The following is an 18,335-nucleotide window of genomic DNA, read 5'->3' as shown; positions in this document are numbered from 1 at the left end:
CCTTAAGACGTCAGCGCATCTATTTCCTCCGTAGTAAGACGTTTAAGGGCCTCCAGGGATTTAGCCAATTCATCCTGGAGAGATGCACTGACGCTGCCGCGCCCTTCCAGTTGGCGAGCCAGATCAGTCAGGACAGGAAACTCGAACAGTTCCTTCAGCGCCATTTCGAGCCCGAGTTGTTCCCGAACTCGTACCAGCACCTGGGTTGCCAGCAACGAATGACCGCCCAGCTCGAAGAAGTTGTCGGTCAGCCCGACCCGCTCCAGCTTCAGTACCTCCGCCCAGATCGCCGCCAGCTGCTGCTCCAGATCCGTCTCCGGTGCGGCGTAGACCTGCTGGCTGTCGCCGGCTTCCGGCGCCGGCAGCGCCTTGCGGTCCAGCTTGCCGTTGGGCAGCAGCGGCAGCGCCGCCAGGAACACCCACTGGGTCGGCACCATGTATTCCGGCAGGCTCGCCTTGAGCGCCGACTTCAGCGCTTCACGCAAGGCTCCGCGCTTCTCGCCCTCCAGTGCCCCGACATCCTGCGGCACCACGTAGCCCAGCAACTGCTGGCCGCTCGCACCGTCGGCGGCCAGCACCACCGCTTCGCGCACGCACTCCTGCTCCAGCAGGCGCGCCTCGATCTCGCCCAGTTCGATACGGAAACCCCGGATCTTCACCTGGTGGTCCAGGCGACCGAGATAGTCGATCTGCCCGTCTCTGCGCAACCGCGCCAGGTCGCCGGTACGGTAGATCCGCTCGCCGTCGCCGTACGGGTCCGGCACGAAGCGCTCCGCGGTCAGCCCGGGTCGTCCCAGGTAGCCGCGCGCCAGGCCGGCACCGGCGATCAGCAGTTCGCCTCGGCAACCCACCGGACAGACCCCACCCGCCGCATCGAGGATGCGCGCGCGCACTCCCGCGATCGGTGCACCAATGGGAATCCCCCCCCCCACCTCCTTCACCGGCGCCGAGAAGCAGCAGGCATCGATGGTCGCTTCGGTCGGCCCGTAGAGGTTGACCAGCTCGCCGTTCCAGCGGCGCCCCAGTTGTTCCAGCAGCGCGCCGCTCAGCGCTTCGCCACCGCAGCAGAGCAGCCGCAGCGAGTCCAACTGGTCGTCGCCGGCGAAAGGCAGCAGCGCCTGCAACAGCGACGGCGGCATTTGCAGCACATTGATCCGTTGTGCCTCGACCAGCCCCCACAAGCTCTCTAGCGAGGTACCCAGCTCCGCAGGCGCCAAGTGCAAGCGAGCGCCGGACATCAGTGGCAGCCAGAACTCCCACACCGAGGCGTCGAAGCTACTCGAGGTCCGCTGCAACACCCGCTCGTGCGCCGCCAACTGGAAGCGCTCCTGCATCCAGCGCATGTGATTGACCAGCGCGCCATGGGTGATGCCAACGCCCTTCGGGCGCCCGGTCGAACCAGAGGTATAGATGACGTAGGCCAGATGCTCCGGACAGGCACGCTGCTCCGGATTCCCGTCCCACTGCGCCGGGACGTTCTGGAACAGGCTCGGGTCGTCCAGGCATAGGTTCGTCAGCTGTGCGTTGAACGGCAGTTCATCCTGCAGGAACGTCTGTGTCAGCAACAGGCCAATCCCGCTGTCCTCTGCCAGGAAGGCCAGGCGCTCGGCGGGATAACCGGGATCCATCGGCACGTAGGCGCCACCGGCTTTCAGCACCGCCAGCAACGCCACGACCAACTCCGGGCTGCGCTGCATGGCGATACCCACCGGTACGTCCGGACCAACGCCTTCGGCCCGCAGCCTGTGCGCCAGTACGTTGGCCCGGCGGTTCAGTTCCCGGTAGCTCAGCTCGATCTCGCCATGCACCACCGCCGTCGCCTCCGGGGTCCGCGCCGCCTGCGCCTCGACCAAGGGATGCAGGCAGGCAGGCTCGGCACAAGGGGCGGACTCGCAGCCGCGAACAAGCTCGACGTACTCCGCTTCAGCCAGCATCGGCAATTCGCCGACACGCTGACTCGCGTCCTGGCAGATCGCCTCCAGCAGGTTGCGCCAGTGTGCCGCCAGACGCTCCACCGTCGATCGCTCGAACAGGCTGGTCGCGTAGATCAGCGACGCGCTCAGCGCGTCACCGCTTTCATAGGTATCCAGGGTCAGGTCGAACTGCGCCGTCGCGCTCGCCCGCTCCAACGCCTCCACCCGCAGCCCCGGCAGCTCCAGAGCCTTGCCCTGACCCGCGTTCTGGTGGTTGTACATCACCTGGAACAATGGGCTGTGGCTCAGGCTCCGCTGCGGCTGCAACGCCTCCACCAGTTGCTCGAACGGCAGGTCCTGATGGGCCTGCGCTTCCAGTGCGGTACGTTTGACCTGCTGCAACAAGACGTCGAAACGGGTCTCCAGGTTGAAGTCGGCCTTCAACACCTGGGTATTGACGAAGAAGCCGATCAGACGCTCGGTCTCTACCCGGGTGCGGTTGGCGATCGGTACCCCAACGCGGATTTCCGGCTGCCCGCTGTAGCGATGCAACAAGGTCTGGAAACTGGCCAGCAACAGCATGAACAGGGTTACGCCCTGCTGCTGCGCCAGCTGTTTCAGCGAGCGACCCAGGTCTTCGCCCAGCTCCACCTGCAGGCTGTCGCCGGCAGGACTCTGTACGCTCGGCCGCGGCCGGTCGGTCGGCAGTTCCAGCACCGGCTGCTCGCCGCCCAGCTGCTGCCGCCAGTAGGCCAGTTGGCGCTCACGCTCGCCGGCTTCCATCCAGCTGCGCTGCCACAGGGCATAGTCGGCGTACTGGATCGGCAACGGCTCCAGCTCCACGGCGCGGCCTTCACGGTAGCCGGCGTAGAACTGCATAAGCTCTTCCACCATGATCGGCGTCGACCAACCATCGGAGACGATGTGGTGCAGGGTCACCACCAGCACCTGTTCTTCGGCGGACAGGCGCAGCAGCAGGACCCGTAGCAACGGACCACGTTCCAGGTCGAACGGCACCCGCACCTCTTCCTCGATCCGCGCCATGAGCGCGGCCTCGTCCGCTACCCCCAGGCTCTGCTCGCGGATCTCCAGCGGCAAGCGGTCATGCACCACCTGCAGTGTCTCGCCGCCCTCCTGGCGGAAGGTAGTACGCAGCCCTTCATGGCGCTCGACCAATGCGGCGAAGCTGCGCTTCAAGGCCTCGACATCCAGTTCGCCACGCAGGCGCAGGGCCGCCGGGATATGGTAGGCCGCGCTGTCGGGCTCCAGTTGCCAGAGGAACCACTGGCGTTGCTGGGCATACGACAGCGAGTGCGCGCCCGGCTGCTCGCACACGCGGGGAATGGGCATTTGCAGGAAGCTGATGCCCTTGGAGCACAACCGTTGATAGAACAATTCCCGCTGCGGCAAAGGCAGCCCGGCGAAACGTCGGGCAAGATCGGCATTGTTGTTGAGATTCATATCAGACGGCCTCGAGTTCGCTCATGAATTCCCGCAGCTCGTCGAAGTCCGCTGCGTCGGTAGGTTTGTAGCCTTCAAGCGAAGTCGCATAGGCCTGTAAAGTCTCGGCCTGGAACAGCAAGACCAGGGGGGCATTCATGTCCAGCTCGGCATGGATGCGTGCCGTGACCTGAGTCGCCAGCAACGAATGCCCGCCGAGCTCGAAGAAGTTGTCGGCCATCCCGACCCGCTCCAGCTTCAGCACATCCGCCCAGATCGCTGCCAATGTGCGCTCCAGCTCCGTCACCGGCGCCACATACTGTTGCTGGCTGTCGCTGGCGTCCGGCGCCGGTAGCGCCTTGCGGTCCAGCTTGCCGTTGGGCGTCAGCGGCAACGCCGCCAGGAACACCCACTGGGTCGGCACCATGTATTCCGGCAGGCTCGCCTTGAGCGCCGACTTCAGCACTTCACGCAGGGCGCCGCGCTTCTCGTCCTCCAGCGCACCGACATCCTGCGGCACCACGTAGCCCACCAGTTGCTTGCCGTTCGCGCCATCGCGGGCCAGCACCACCGCTTCGCGCACGCACTCCTGCTCCAGCAGGCGCGCTTCGATCTCACCCAGCTCGATGCGGAAACCCCGGATCTTCACCTGGTGGTCGACACGCCCCAGGTAGTCCACCAGCCCATCGGCACGTGCCCGGGTCAGGTCGCCGCTGCGATAGACCCGCTCGCCGTTGCCGTACGGATCCGGGACGAAACGCTCGGCCGTCAGCGCCGGCCGGTCCAGGTAACCCCGCGCCACACCTTCTCCACCCAGGTAGAGCTCACCGGCCAGACCCAGCGGCAGCAGGTCCAGGTCCGCGCCCAGTACATAGGCCCTGCGACGTCCCAGCAAGGTACCGATAGGTGCGTAAGCCGCACCGCACGGATCCTGCGGACGCGCCTTCCACAACAAGGGCGTGACCACCGTCTCGGTCGGTCCATAGCCGTTGAACAGGTAGTCCGGGCGCAGGCTTTCCCAGGCCAGCTCGTAGCTGGCCTGCGGCACCGCGTCACCGCCGAAGCAGTACACCCGCACCGGCGGCGGGTTGCCGTCACGCTCGGCATGCTCGGCCAGTTGCTGCAGGTACACCGGCGGAAAGACCCCGATGGTCACACCGTGACGATGCATCTGCGCATAGGTCTCCTCCGGCAGCCAGATACTGTCGTCGCGCACCAGCACCCGCGCTCCGTTGATCAACGGGTGCATCCAGCCTTCATGGGCACCGTCGAAGGCGAACGACATGAAATGCAGCTCGCAGTCCGCCGGGCTCGTCTCGTAGCGCTCGCCGGTCGCACGGATATGCGACACCAGCGGTCCGTGGGATACCGCCACGCCCTTGGGCAGGCCGGTCGAACCGGAGGTGTAGATCACGTAGGCCAGGTTTTCCTCGGCCAGATCGACCTCCGGCGCACCCTCCGGACGATCCTGCCATTCGCCCGGATCGTCCACCGCCAGGCTCGCCAAGCCGGCGGGCAACGGCAGACGCTCGAGCACGTCGCGCTGGGTCAGCACCAGCGCCGCGCCGCAATCCTCCAGCATGTAGCGCAGGCGCTCGGCCGGATAGGCGATGTCCAGCGGCACGTAGGCGCCGCCGGCCTTGAGTACGGCCAGGAACGCCACCATGATCTCCGCCGAACGGCGCATGGCGATGGCCACCCGCACCTCCGGACCCACACCCAGTTCCACCAGGCGCTGGGCCAGGCGGTTGGCCTGGCTGTCGAGTTCGCCATAGCTCAGCCGCTGCTCGCCGAACAGCACCGCAATCGCCTCCGGCGCTCGACGCGCCTGCTCCGCGACCAACTGGTGGACGAACGGCCGGCTCGGATAGTCCTCACCGGTCTGGTCCCAGCGCGCCAGTAGCAGGTCCCGCTCGGAACGATCCAATAGCGGCAACTCGCCAACACGACGCGCCGGCTCGCGACAGATCGCCTCCAGCAGGTTGCGCCAGTGTGCCGCCAGACGCTCCACCGTCGATCGCTCGAACAGGCTGGTCGCGTAGATCAGCGACGCGCTCAGCGCGTCACCGCTTTCATAGGTATCCAGGGTCAGGTCGAACTGCGCCGTCGCGCTCGCCCGCTCCAGCGCCTCCACTCGCAGCCCCGGCAGCTCCAGAGCCTTGCCCTGACCCGCGTTCTGGTGGTTGTACATCACCTGGAACAATGGGCTGTGGCTCAGGCTCCGCTGCGGCTGCAACGCCTCCACCAGTTGCTCGAACGGCAGGTCCTGATGGGCCTGCGCTTCCAGTGCGGTACGTTTGACCTGCTGCAACAAGACGTCGAAACGGGTCTCCAGGTCGAAGTCGGCCTTCAACACCTGGGTGTTGACGAAGAAGCCGATCAGGCGCTCGGTCTCTACCCGGGTGCGGTTGGCGATCGGTACCCCAACGCGGATTTCCGGCTGCCCGCTGTAGCGATGCAACAAGGTCTGGAAACTGGCCAGCAACAGCATGAACAGGGTCACGCCCTGCTGCTGCGCCAGCTGTTTCAGCGAGCGACCCAGGTCTTCGCCCAGCTCCACCTGCAGGCTGTCGCCGGCAGGACTCTGTACGCTCGGTCGCGGCCGGTCGGTCGGCAGTTCCAGCACCGGCTGCTCGCCGCCCAGTTGCTGCCGCCAGTAGGCCAGTTGGCGCTCACGCTCGCCGGCTTCCATCCAGCTGCGCTGCCACAGGGCATAGTCGGCGTACTGGATCGGCAACGGCTCCAGTTCCACGGCGCGGCCTTCACGGTAGCCGGCGTAGAACTGCAGAAGCTCTTCCACCATGATCGGCGTCGACCAACCATCGGAGACGATGTGGTGCAGGGTCACCACCAGCACCTGTTCCTCGGCAGACAGGCGCAGCAGCAGGACCCGTAGCAACGGACCACGTTCCAGGTCGAACGGCACCCGCACCTCTTCCTCGATCCGCGCCATGAGCGCGGCCTCGTCCGCTACCCCCAGGCTCTGCTCGCGGATCTCCAGCGGCAAGCGGTCATGCACCACCTGCAGTGTCTCGCCGCCCTCCTGGCGGAAGGTAGTACGCAGCCCTTCATGGCGCTCGACCAATGCGGCGAAGCTGCGCTTCAAGGCCTCGACATCCAGTTCGCCACACAGGCGCAGGGCCGCAGGGATATGGTAGGCCGCGCTGTCGGGCTCCAGTTGCCAGAGGAACCACTGGCGTTGCTGGGCATACGACACGGGAGATGCAGCCCCCCGATCCATGCGCCGCAGGGGCGTTTGCAGAGTGCCACCTGCTGATTTCGCATAGGCGGCGAAATCGGCGAGATTGGCATGTTCGAACAGCGCTGCCAGAGGAAGCTCCAGACCCAACCGACGACGGATGCGGGAAAGCACCTGAGTCACCAGCAGGGAATGGCCACCGAGCTCGAAGAAGTTGTCGTCGCGACCGACCCGCTCCACCTTGAGCACCTCGGCCCAGATTTCCGCGAGACTCCTTTCCAGCCCTTCGTGCGGTGCGACGAAATGGGACTGATCCTGGCTGTCCTCGATTGGAGGTAACGCCTTGCGATCGATTTTCCCGTTCGGGTTCAGGGGCAGGCTATCGAGAGACCTCCACAGGCTCGGCAGCATGTATTCCGGCAGTTGCCCTTTCAGGGCCGCCCGGCATTCGTCGCGCAAGGCCACCAATGGCGTATCGGATTCCGCAGGTACCAGGTAGGCAGCGAGGGATTTTCCGGTCGGCCCATCCTGAGCCAGGACAACCGCTTCGCGGACGATCGGCAACTCGAGAAGCCTCGACTCGATCTCACCCAATTCGATGCGGAAACCACGCACCTTCACCTGATGGTCGATACGACCGACATATTCCAGTTGATCACCCTTGCCTCGACAGGCCAGATCGCCGGTCCGGTAGATCCGACTGCCGGGTACCTGAGCGTAGGGGTCGGGCAGGAAAGCGAGCGCGGTACGACCGGGGTCAGCAAGATAGCCACGGCCTACGCCGGTGCCGGAGACATACAGTTCACCGATGCCGCCCAGCGGGACCGGTAGCAGATCGTCGTCCAGGACCTGGAGGTGGTTGTTGTCGGTGGCCTGGCCAATAGGCAGATAGGTGCCGCCAGTGCTTTGCGTGTCTACCCGGAAGAAAGAGACGTCGTCCGAGCATTCGGCCGGCCCATAGGCATTCATCAACCCTACCTGCGGATAACGCGTCAGCCAGCGGCGGGCCAATTCGGGGGAGAGGGCTTCGCCGGTGGAGAGCATCCAGCGCAATCCAGGCAAGGTTTCCTGGGGATCATCGAGCACCTCCTGAATCAGCGAGGGCACCAGTTCCAGCACAGTGATGCCACGCTCGCGGACGCGCCGCGAGAGTGCCAGCGGATCGTGGGCAATATCGTTCGGCAGGATGTCCACCTGCGCACCGAAGAGCGGTGCCGCGAGGAACTGCCAGACCGAGATATCGAAACTCTGCGAAGCGGTCTGGGCGATTACGTCGTTCTCGTCCAGAGCCAGCAACGGCACCTTGCTCAACTGATTGTTGAGCATGCCTGCCTGTTCCACCATCACCCCCTTGGGATGGCCGGTGGAGCCGGAGGTATAGATCACATAGGCAAGGCCATTGGTCGGCGCGACAATGCCTGGCCGTTGTTCGCACTTGCCTTGCCCCTGCTGGGCGGCCCAGTCGAGAAGCGCCGGCCGCGATTCCTCCGGCAATTCCTCGAGCAACTCGCGAGCCAGGGCCTGGTGGCCCTCGCCAACGACCAGGGCAGGCACACCTCCAAGTTTCAGCAGATTTACCAGCCGGCTCCGCGGCAAGGATGGATCGAGCGGCAGATAGGCTGCTCCCGCCTTGAAGGTGCCGATCATCATCGCCATCAGTTCCAACCCACGATCGGCCAGCAAGGCCACCGCGCGATCGCGTTCTACACCGGCCTCGAGCAGGCCCCAGGCAACTCGGTTGGCCTCTGCGTCGAGCTGGCGGTAGGACCAGGCGCGGTCGCGGCAGGTCGCGGCTACTCGCTCGCCCAGACGATCCACCTGCGCCTCGAACAGACGTACATAGCCTTCATCGAAAGGATAGGCGCGGCGCCCCGCGGGGCTGGGCAACAGCGCTGCGTACTCTTCTTCCGGCACCAGCGGCAGCTCGGTGAAAGCGTCGTGGAAGCCATCACCGATCGCCAGTAGCAGGCGCTTGAAGTCGGTCAGCAGACGGTCGACTGTCTCCTCGTCGAAGTAGCGCTCGTCGTACGATAGATGCAGTCCCAGGTCATCCCCCGGATACACCACCACGGTCAACGGATAGTTGGTGTGTGTACGCGCCGTGTCGGAGCGCGCCTGAAGCTCCTCGGCGCTGGAAAACAGCTTGCTTTCCACTGGAGCATTCTCGTAGACGAACAGGCTGTCGAACATTCGCTGGCCCTTTTCCAGGGCGCTGCACGCCTGGATCTGCACCAGCGACAGATGCTCGTGTTCACGCAACTCGAGATTCTGCTGGAACAGGCCCTGCAGCCATTCGCGAACCGTCAGCCGCGAGTCGCCACCGGGCAGGCGGACCCGCAGGGCGATACTGTTGATGAACAGCCCGACGGTATTCTGCATTTCCGGTCGACTGACCGGCCGCCCGGCGACGGTAACACCGAACAGTACGTCGTGCAGGCCGCTGTAGCGACGCAGCACGAGCGCCCAAGCCGCCTGGGCCAGGGTATTGACGGTGAGATGATGCTGTTGGGCCAGTTCGCGCAAGCGACGCCCTTGTTCCGGCGCCAGGTTAGCGTAGCGGTCGCCAATGATGGAGGTCCCGCCCTGCCGGTGTACTGGTCGGTCGAACGGTAACGGAGTCGGCTGCTCGAAGCCTTCCAGCTCCTTACGCCAAGCCTCCAGCGCGGCACGTTCGCCCTGGGTCTGCAGCCACTCGATGAAATCGCGGTAGCGCGGCGCCGGCGGCAACACCTGTTTGCGACTGTAAAGAAGGAAGAAATCCTGCAACAGCAGCGAACGACACCAGGCATCGATCAGGATGTGGTGGTTGCTCAGCACGAACCAGTGGCGTCCGGGAGCCCTGCGGATCACCCGCAGGAAGAACGGCGGCGTCCTCAGGAGATCGAAGCCACGCCGGCGATCTTCGGCCAACAACTCGGCGAGAGCCTCTTCGTGCTCCTCTTCGGGACGACCGCTCCAATCGTCGAAGAACACCTTGAGCTTCGCTTCGCGATGGATGATCTGCCGCATCTGTCCGGAGTCGTCGACATGGAAGGATGCGCGCAATGCATCGTGTCGTCGGGCCACCTCGCGCCAGGCTGCCTCGAAGCGCGGCATATCGATGTCGCTGTCGATGACATAGCGATCCTGCATGAAATAGATGCCAGAGTTCGGCTCCATCAGGGTGTGCAGCAGCAAACCTTCCTGCATCGGAGTCAGTGGATAGATGTCTTCGATTTCCCCATAAGGCAGGGACAGCGCATCGAGTTGCGCCTGATCCAATCCGGCAAGAGGGAAGTCGGACGGCGTCACTCCTCCGGAAGCAGGATCGCAACAATGCTCGATCAATCCGTTCAGATCGGCCGCGAAGGCGTCGACGAGCTCCTGCACCGTCTCGTCGGAGAACATATCGGGGCTGAAGGTCCAAGTCAGGCCGAGTTGCCCCTGATAGACCTGCCCTTCGACAGAGAGCCAGTTTGCAAGCGGCGCACGTTCGTCCTGTGCACTGCCGGAACGCTCCGCGGCTGGCACCCACAGGGCCTCGTCGGCGAACTGATGGTCGAACTGGCCGAGATAATTGAAGGTTATGCGTGGTTGCGGCGACCGAGCCAGAACTTCACCGCAAGCAGGGTCTGCCAGGTAGCGCAACAGGCCATAGCCGATCCCTCGGTCGGGAATCGAACGCAGCTGTTCCTTGACGCTCTTGATCGCGGCGCCAGGCTCGACAGCCGGATGCAGGTGCACCGGATAGAGACTGGTGAACCAACCAACGGTGCGGCTCAGATCCAGCTCGCCCCCCAATTCCTCGCGCCCGTGTCCCTCCAGTTGCAAAAGCAGACTTTCGTGACCGCTCCAGTTACAAACCACACGTGCCAGGGCGGTCAGCAGCAAGTCGATGACCTGGGTGCGATAGGCTGCCGGGGCCTCCTGGAGCAGACGTCGGGTAGCCTCGGCATCGAGGGTCAGGGCCAGCTTGCGGGCGTGGCGGTTCTCCAAAGGAGCATGAGGATTCTGGCAAGGCAGGTCGGCTGGCGCGCCATCCAGGTGTGTCTGCCAGAACGCCAGTTCGTCATGCCGCTTCCCTGCCACTTCACGCAAATGTGCGCTCCAGGCCTGGTAGGAGTGTGTGCGCAATACCGCAGGCGAGTCAGAGCTCTGGTAGAACTGCTGCAAGTCTTCCAGCAGAATCCGCCAGGACACACCGTCCACGACCAGGTGATGAATCACCAGCAAGAGCCGCTGCTCACCTTCGGGAAGCTCGACCAGAAGAGCGCGCAGCAGAGGACCGGTGCTCAGATCGAGGCTACGCTGGGCTTCCTCGCACAACGCGGAGAGTTCTTCGACCGAAGCGACCTGGCGCCGCCAGAGCGGGCTTTCAACCTCACCGGAATATTCCTGCCGCCAGCACCCTTCTTCCTCATGGAAGCGCAGGCGCAAGGCATCATGCTGGCGAATCAGAGCGAGCAAGGCCTGCTCCAGACGTTCGCCATCGACAGACTCGCGAGCCTTCAAAAGCAACGATTGGTTCCAGTGCCTGCGATTCGGGATGTCCAACCCGAAGAACCAGTGCTGGACTGGTGTCAAGGCCACCTCCCCGCCTACCGGTGCCTGAATTACCGCGCTGTCGCAAGGCACCGCCACCTGCGCCAACCCACGGATGGTCTGGTGTTGGAACAGGTCTCTCGGACTCAACCCGAAACCGGCCTGACGGGCCCGACCGACCATCTGGATAGAGACGATCGAGTCTCCACCGAGGGCGAAGAAATTATCGTCAAGCCCTACCCGCTCGATGCCCAGCAGCGCTTCCCAGATTTCCGCCAGACAGCGTTCCGCCGGACTGCGCGGCATGCTGTAAACCACCTGCCCAAGGGTCGCATCAGGCCTGGGCAGCGCCTTGCGATCCAATTTACCGTTGGGGCTCAGCGGCATGCGCTCCAGAGCGACCCACTGCATCGGCACCATGTATTCCGGCAGGCTCTCAGCCAGATGGGCAGAGAGCATCCCGCGCCATTCGTCGGGCTCGGCAGCCAGCGTCACATAGCCGACCAGTTGCTTGCCATCCACCACCAGCACAGCCGCCTCGCGAACAGCGTGGTGCTCCAGCAGGCGCGTCTCGATCTCACCCAGCTCGATGCGCAATCCACGCAGCTTGACCTGATGATCGATACGTCCGGCATATTCGATGACGCCATCCGCTCGATAACGTGCGAGGTCTCCCGTACGATACATGCGCTCGCCCGTGGCGAACGGATCGGCGAGGAAGCGTTCGGCGCTCAACGCGGGGCGAAGATGGTAGCCCCGCGCAAGGCCGGCGCCAGCCAGGTACAGCTCACCCAGCGCCCCCACTGGCACCGGCTCCAGGGCATCGTCGAGAACGTAGCAACGCAGATTGGCGATCGGACGTCCGATAGGAACCGTATCGCGCCCCTCCTCCCGACAGTCCCAATGGGTCACGTCGATAGCCGCCTCGGTCGGGCCGTAGAGGTTGTACAGGCGTACTCCAGGCAATTCGGCGAGCACCCTTTGCTGCGCATCCACCGGCAGAGCCTCGCCACTACAGACAATCCGCTTGAGGCTGGTGCAAGCGGAAACCCCAGGCGCCTGCAGGAAGGCCTGTAGCATGGACGGCACAAAGTGCAACGTACTGATGCTCTCCCGACCGATCAGATCCATCAACCGTGAAGGATCGCGATGATCGCCTGGCTGAGCCAGTACCAGGCGTGCGCCGACCATGAGGGGCCAGAAGAACTCCCATACGGATACGTCGAAACTGAACGGCGTCTTCTGCATTACCGCATCGCTACCATCCAGTTGGTAGGCATCCTGCATCCAGCAAAGCCGGTTGGTCAGCGCCGAATGTCGGTTGCCGGCGCCCTTGGGTCGTCCGGTCGAGCCAGAGGTGTAGATCACGTAGGCGAGATTCTCTCCGGTGACGGCCACCTCCGGATCGGACGCATCGAAGCCCTCCAGCCACTCGCTGTCGGCCGCCAGCATCAGCGGCTGCACCTCCGCCGACACCGGCAGGCCATCCAGCAGATGCGCCTGGGTCAGCAACAGCCGGACACCACTGTCCTCCAGCATGTAGGAAAGACGCTCCTGCGGATACTCAGGATCCAACGGCACGTAGGCGCCGCCGGCCTTGAGAATTCCCATCAGGGCGATCACCAGTTCCACAGAGCGCTCCATCGCAACGCCTATCAACGATTCCGCCCCGACACCCCGCGCTATCAGGGCATGCGCCAGACGATTGGCGCGGCGGTTCAGCTCGCCATAACTGAGGCGCTGTTCACCGAACACCAGCGCCGGCGCCTCCGGTGAACGCTGCACCTGATGCTCGAACAGTCGATGGACGCAGGTTTCCAATGGATAGTTCGCTGCCGTGGCGTTCCAGGTCTCCAGCATCTGCCGACGTTCGTCGGCCTCCAGCATCGGCAACGTATCGATGCGCGCAGCGGGAGCGACGAGCATCGCCCGCAGCAGGTTCTGCCAATGCCTCGCCATGCGCTCGATGGTCTCGGCTTCGAACAAATCGGTGGCATAGGTCAGCGCAGCATGCAAACGCCCGCCCTTCTCGTAGGTATCCAGACTCAGATCGAACTGGGTCGTGCGGCTTTTCCAGTCGAGAGGAGCGAAACGCAGGCCGGCCACGTCATCCAGCGAGCCGATATCGGCTACTTGAGGCTGATGGTTGTACATCACCTGGAACAGCGGACTGTGGCTCAGGCTACGCTCGATCTTGAAGGCCTCGACCAGACGCTCGAAAGGCAGCTCCTGATGAGCCTGGGCACCGAGCACGCTGTCTTTCAGAGAAGCCAGCAACGATGCGACCGTGGCCTGGCCTTCCACCACCGAGCGCAAAACCTGGGTATTGACGAATAGGCCGATCAATCCCTCCACTTCGGCGCGGTTACGGTTGGCGATAGGCACGCCGACCCTCAGGTCAGACTGCCCGCTATAACGCTGCAAAAGAATGTTGAACCCGCCAAGCAACAGCATGAACAACGTCAGCCCCTGGCTGCGGGCACTGGCACGCAGCGCTTGCACCAGCGCCGGATCGATTTCGAATTCGTAGCGCGTTCCACGGTAGCTGGCCTGTGCCGGACGCGGATGATCGGTGGGCAACTCCAAAAGCGGGTGCTGATCGCCAAGCCGCTCGCGCCAGTAGGCAAGCTGCCGTTCCTGCTCCCCCGCTTCCATCCAGCTGCGCTGCCACAACGCATAGTCGGAATACTGGATAGGGAGGGGTGGAAGTCCGGCTTCGCTGTTATCCATGCAAGCCTTGTAGAAACGACTGAACTCCTCGATCAGCACGTTCATCGACCAACCGTCGGACACGATATGATGCAGGGTCAGCAGCAATACATGCTGCTCCTCGCCCAGACGGATCAGGCGCACGCGCAGAAGCGGCCCCTCGCACAAGTCGAAAGGCCGCAGCGATTCGGCCTGGGCAGTTTCGCGCAAGCAGGTTTCCCGCTCGGCCTCAGGCAAGAGGGATAGGTCCTCGAAGTCAATCGGCACCGGACGTTCCAGCGCAGCCTGGCGCGGGGTGCCGTCGGCACGCTGGGGAAATACGGTGCGCAGCGTTTCATGGCGCTGGACCAGACTGGCGAAGGCTGCCTCGAAAGCCGCACGATCCAGCGGGCCGCTGAGGCGGACCGCCATCGGCAGGTTATAGGCCGCACCCTGAGGGTCGAGCTGCCAGAGGAACCACATGCGCCGCTGGGCATAGGAAAGCTCGTCGCGATCCTCGCTGACGACGCCATCGGGAATGGGAAGCAGGGAAAACTCCACCCCTTCCTCGCGCAGGCCATCGAGAAACAGGGGACGCTTGTCCTGTGGCAGCTCGATGAAACGGCGGGCGAGTTTCAAGGCGATTTCGGCATTCATCTCTAATCATCCGTACGAGGGGCGCTGATTCAACTTGAACGGATGGTCCGCAGGGAAAATTAGCGCACCACCAAGCCTCGTCCGGCTAAATATTCCCGTTCGGCAGGCGTTCCACTTCGAGAACCCAACCATAGGGAAAACACCATGAGCCTTGCCGAAACACTGGCACGGAACCTTCGCGACCTGACCCTTCGCGCCGGCCTAGCCAAGGTCCCCAGCTATCGTCTGTTCGACTTGGTATTGAAGCGACGGAGCCCCCTCAGCCCATCGCTGGTTCGTTTCACCTTCGGCGGCCCGGAAATCGCTCGGGTGCGCACGCTGGCGCCCGATCAGCGAGTAAAGCTGCTGTTTCCCGCCGCTGACGGCAGCCTGCCGCAACTTCCAGCCACGGGCGACTGGCGCAGACAGGTGCGCAGCCTCGAGGCGCGCCGCCGCCCGCCCATGCGCACCTATACCATCCGCGCCCTGCGCCGCGAAGCCGGAGAAGTGGACATTGACTTCGTCCTGCATGGTGAGACCGGTCCCGCCTCCCGCTGGGCCGCTCACGCTCGTCCCGGCGAGCGCCTGGTAATGTCGGCGCCAGATGGAGAGTATTCCGGCGATCCTGGGGGCTACGAATGGCGTCCGCCGAAGGATATCCGCCATATCCTGCTGATTGGCGATGAAACCGCCCTGCCAGCCATCGCAGGAATACTCGAGGAACTCGCCGACCGCGACCAGCGGCCGACGGTGCAGGCCTTCATCGAGATTCCCCGGGAATCGGACCGACTGGACCTACGGTGTGCGCCGGAAACCCAACTCAACTGGCTGGCCCGCGACGTGGCGAAACACGAGCACGGCCAGGAAATGCTCCGCGCAGCAAGCGAACTGGCCACTCTACCGGAAGCCGGCAAGCCACAGCGCGTCAGCGAAGTGGATATCGACAGGCAGGTACTCTGGGAACTGGCCAAGCCAACGAACGGAGAGTTCTATGCCTGGGTTGCCGGTGAATCGGCAGCAGTGATGGCTATTCGCCACCATTGGACCGGGGAGTTGGGTCTGGATCGCCGCACTGCAAGCTTCATGGGTTACTGGCGCCAGGGCAAGGCATCGACCTGAACGGCCACAAACGGCTCCTCCAGACGCGGAAACGATTGCGAAACATTTGCTTTCATATACAGGTTCAGGTTCTCTCCGGCTCATACGTCCTATAGAGATGAACAGAGCGCGAGCAGCGCCCTGCAACCCATGGACCGCACGCGTGGTCCCCAAAGCCTACCGTTAGCCTCATGTCGAAAAAGTCCCGCTCCAGACTCTGGTTCCTCGTCCACAGCTGGCTGGCCCTGCCCATCTGGTTCTTCGTCCTGATCGTCTGCGTCACCGGCACCCTGGCAGTGGTCAGCCAGGAGATCGTCTGGCTCGCCAATCCGGAAATCCGTGCCGGCAAGCCCAGCGACGACGCCCGCCCCCTCAGCCACGACCAGTTGCTGGAAGCGATAAACCAGGCACAACCGGCGATCCGCGTGGAATCGCTGAACTTCCCCGACGAAGAGCATTTTGCCCTCAGCGCCCGGGTCAGCTACCCGGACGGCTCCCGCGCCAGCCTCTACGTCAACCCCTATACCGGAACGATCCAGGGCAAGAGCCCGAACTTCGATTTCCGCCAGTTCACCCGTGCCTTGCACGGCTGGTGGCTGGTTCCGTTCAACAATGGCTACAGTTGGGGCTGGTACCTGGTTTCGTTGCTCGGCCTGCCGATGCTGGCCTCGCTGGTCACCGGCCTGGTGGTCTACAAACGATTCTGGAAAGGGTTCTTCAAGCCACGCCTGCGCATCAGCCAGGGCGCCCGCATCTTCTGGGGCGACTTCCATCGCCTGAGCGGTATCTGGTCGATCTGGTTCATCGCCATCATTTCCATCACGGGCACCTGGTTCCTGATCCAGGCGATTCTCGCCGACAATCACATCACCCTTTCCAGCGAAGGCGTACCGCCGGTCATCGCCCGCAACGAAGTACCCACCGGCCACACGGCGCCCCGGATCAGCCTCGACGAAGCGGTGCGGATCGCCACCGAAGGCATTCCCAGCCTGGACGCCGCAAGCGTGTCCCTGCCAGGCAACGCCTACAGCCCGATCTACGTGGAAGGCCGCGGCTGGTACCCCCTCATGTACCAATCGGCGGCGATCAACCCCTATACGGGCAAGATCGAAGCCAAGCGCCTGCTCGGCGACCGCACCCCGCTGGAGTTCGTCACCGAATCCATGCGCCCCCTGCACACCGGCGATTTCGGCGGCATCTGGGTCAAGCTGATCTGGTTCGTCTTCGGCCTGCTGCTGAGCATGATGGTGCTCAGCGGCCTGCTGATCTGGAGCAAGCGCACCGCACAGGCCACCGCCGCGCTGGTCAAGCGCGGCAAGCGCCCGGCGCGCCAGCCGAAACCGGCCAAGCCGGCGCCGGTAATGGCCAACCAGACCGCGGAGGGACAGCCATGAGCAAGGCCGCCGTTGCCCAGCCCGTTTCGCCGCTGCGCCAGTTCTGGCTGCGCTGGCGTTTCCACCTGAATGTTCTGCTGATCCTGATCCCGCTCGGTTTCATGCCGCGTTATTTCGCCGACGTCGCACTGTTCCGCGGCACCAGCGGCCTCGGCGAACGAGAGGCGGGCGAGATCCAGGTCGGCCCCTGGAGCCTGCGCCTGGCGGAAATGCGTATCGAACCGCCGCACGACGAAGGCCCCGCCGGCTTCATGAAGGACTTCAATGCCGCCCTCTGCCAGGCCTGCATTCCCCAGGTCAAGGCGACCTACCTGCGCATCGGCAAGCCGCGCAGCCTGCGTGCCGCCGGGGTGATCTTCTTCGGCAGCCCCTACCGCATGGGCACCAGCGTGCCGATCCCGCCGCGCACCCGGCCCGACGCCGAGCTGTGGATCACCATGGAAGGTTGGGACGGCTCCATGCACCAGGCTTCCATTCCCCTGGCCGAGGCATCCCCCGCCACCGTGGCCTGGCTGAACAAACGAGGTAAGCAATGAGCATCCACACCCGCCCCTGGCGCCTGCCCCTGGCCGCCCTGTTGCTCGGCCTGAGCGGCGCGGCCCTGGCGCACAACCCGATCTGCGAATGCGAGGAAGTGCAGGCCGGCGAGATCCGCTGCAAGGGCGGCTTCTCCGACGGCAGCGGCGCCCCCGGCGTAACCCTCGACGTGATCGGCTACGACGAGCAGATCCTGGTTCCCGGCAAGCTCGGCGCCGACTCGACCCTGACCTTCAAGCGTCCCGACGGCGAGTTCTACGTGCTGTTCGACGCCGGCCCCGGCCACGTGGTGGAAATCGACCACGCCGACATCGCCGCGCCATGAGCGTCGAAACCGTCCGCCCGGCCGGCGCCGGCCACGAGACCCTCTACGTACTGCTCGGCAGTGTGCTGATCCTGGCCCTCGCCGCCACGGTGGTCGGGCTGCGCCAGCAGTCCCATGAAGCGCAAGCCCTGGACGCCCACCAGGTGGACGCCCGGCTCGACCTGAATGCCGCCGAACAGGGCATCTACGCCGACCTGCAGGTCGCCGCCGAAGACATCCAGGCGCGCCTGGACGACGGCGAAGCCGCGCCCTCCGTCGACGAACTGGCCGCCGAGGGCTTCCCGCCCTTCGTCGCCGACGTCGCCGCGAGCAGCCGCGGCGAGCACCGCTGGAGCTACAGCGAAACCGCCGGGCGTCCGAGCTACCTGGGCGTCAGCGGCAAGCCCGGGGTGGCCGGCTCGTTCCTCCTGCTGCTCGGCCCCGCCGAAGTCTGGCTGAAGCCCGCCGCGGCCGCTGCCGGCGCCGTACCGGGCGACGCCCGCGCCCTGGCTGACGCCGGCTGGCGCCAGGTGGTCAGCCGCTTCGACGCCGGCGTGACCCGTCAGCACCGTCATTGATCGCACATCGACTCCACAGAAGGCGTT

7 protein-coding genes are annotated in these 18,335 nt (G+C 64.5%); 5 read left to right on the top strand and 2 right to left on the bottom strand.

The features are described 5' to 3' along the window. Positions 1-2 precede the first annotated feature (2 nt). Positions 3-3,293: an amino acid adenylation domain-containing protein gene (locus tag ACYAF3_RS24590; RefSeq protein ID WP_474727916.1), complete on the bottom strand. Its 3,291-nt coding sequence runs from the start codon at positions 3,291-3,293 to the stop codon at positions 3-5. Positions 3,294-3,375: 82 nt separating this feature from the next. Beyond that, on the bottom strand, positions 3,376-14,418 hold the full coding sequence (locus ACYAF3_RS24585; protein WP_329033413.1) for a non-ribosomal peptide synthase/polyketide synthase: 11,043 nt from the start codon (positions 14,416-14,418) through the stop codon (positions 3,376-3,378). 144 nt (positions 14,419-14,562) lie between these two features. On the opposite strand from ACYAF3_RS24585, the gene ACYAF3_RS24580 reads away from it, so the two are divergent. From ACYAF3_RS24580 to ACYAF3_RS24560, 5 genes are all read left to right on the top strand, one after another. Beyond that, positions 14,563-15,516, top strand: coding sequence for a siderophore-interacting protein (locus ACYAF3_RS24580; protein ID WP_031756295.1), 954 nt, complete (start codon positions 14,563-14,565; stop codon positions 15,514-15,516). A 170-nt stretch (positions 15,517-15,686) separates the two neighbouring features. Further along, complete coding sequence (locus ACYAF3_RS24575) at positions 15,687-16,889, top strand: PepSY-associated TM helix domain-containing protein (protein ID WP_019726231.1); 1,203 nt, start codon at positions 15,687-15,689, stop codon at positions 16,887-16,889. Continuing rightward, positions 16,886-17,425, top strand: a complete 540-nt coding sequence (locus tag ACYAF3_RS24570) for a hypothetical protein (protein ID WP_003089621.1) — start codon at positions 16,886-16,888, stop codon at positions 17,423-17,425. The genes ACYAF3_RS24575 and ACYAF3_RS24570 overlap by 4 nt, the downstream gene beginning before the upstream one ends. Then, the gene (locus ACYAF3_RS24565; RefSeq protein ID WP_003089624.1) at positions 17,422-17,751 is read left to right on the top strand and encodes a hypothetical protein; all 330 of its coding nucleotides are present in this window, start codon (positions 17,422-17,424) and stop codon (positions 17,749-17,751) included. The genes ACYAF3_RS24570 and ACYAF3_RS24565 overlap by 4 nt, the downstream gene beginning before the upstream one ends. Continuing rightward, positions 17,748-18,308 (top strand): DUF6162 family protein, encoded by a 561-nt coding sequence (locus ACYAF3_RS24560; protein ID WP_023117339.1) that lies wholly within the window; start codon positions 17,748-17,750, stop codon positions 18,306-18,308. Before ACYAF3_RS24565 ends, ACYAF3_RS24560 begins: the two co-directional genes overlap by 4 nt. Positions 18,309-18,335 lie beyond the last annotated feature (27 nt).

It is taken from the genome of Pseudomonas sp. TZ252 (assembly GCF_056110345.1).
This window is presented reverse-complemented; position numbering and strand designations above follow the sequence as displayed.

What these genes read in the sequence shown, in the direction of transcription:
- ACYAF3_RS24585 (WP_329033413.1), bottom strand. Translation starts at nt 14,418, where the DNA reads ATGAATGCCGAAATCGCCTTGAAACTCGCCCGCCGTTTCATCGAGCTG.
- ACYAF3_RS24580 (WP_031756295.1), top strand. Translation starts at nt 14,563, where the DNA reads ATGAGCCTTGCCGAAACACTGGCACGGAACCTTCGCGACCTGACCCTT.
- ACYAF3_RS24575 (WP_019726231.1), top strand. Translation starts at nt 15,687, where the DNA reads ATGTCGAAAAAGTCCCGCTCCAGACTCTGGTTCCTCGTCCACAGCTGG.
- ACYAF3_RS24570 (WP_003089621.1), top strand. Translation starts at nt 16,886, where the DNA reads ATGAGCAAGGCCGCCGTTGCCCAGCCCGTTTCGCCGCTGCGCCAGTTC.
- ACYAF3_RS24565 (WP_003089624.1), top strand. Translation starts at nt 17,422, where the DNA reads ATGAGCATCCACACCCGCCCCTGGCGCCTGCCCCTGGCCGCCCTGTTG.
- ACYAF3_RS24560 (WP_023117339.1), top strand. Translation starts at nt 17,748, where the DNA reads ATGAGCGTCGAAACCGTCCGCCCGGCCGGCGCCGGCCACGAGACCCTC.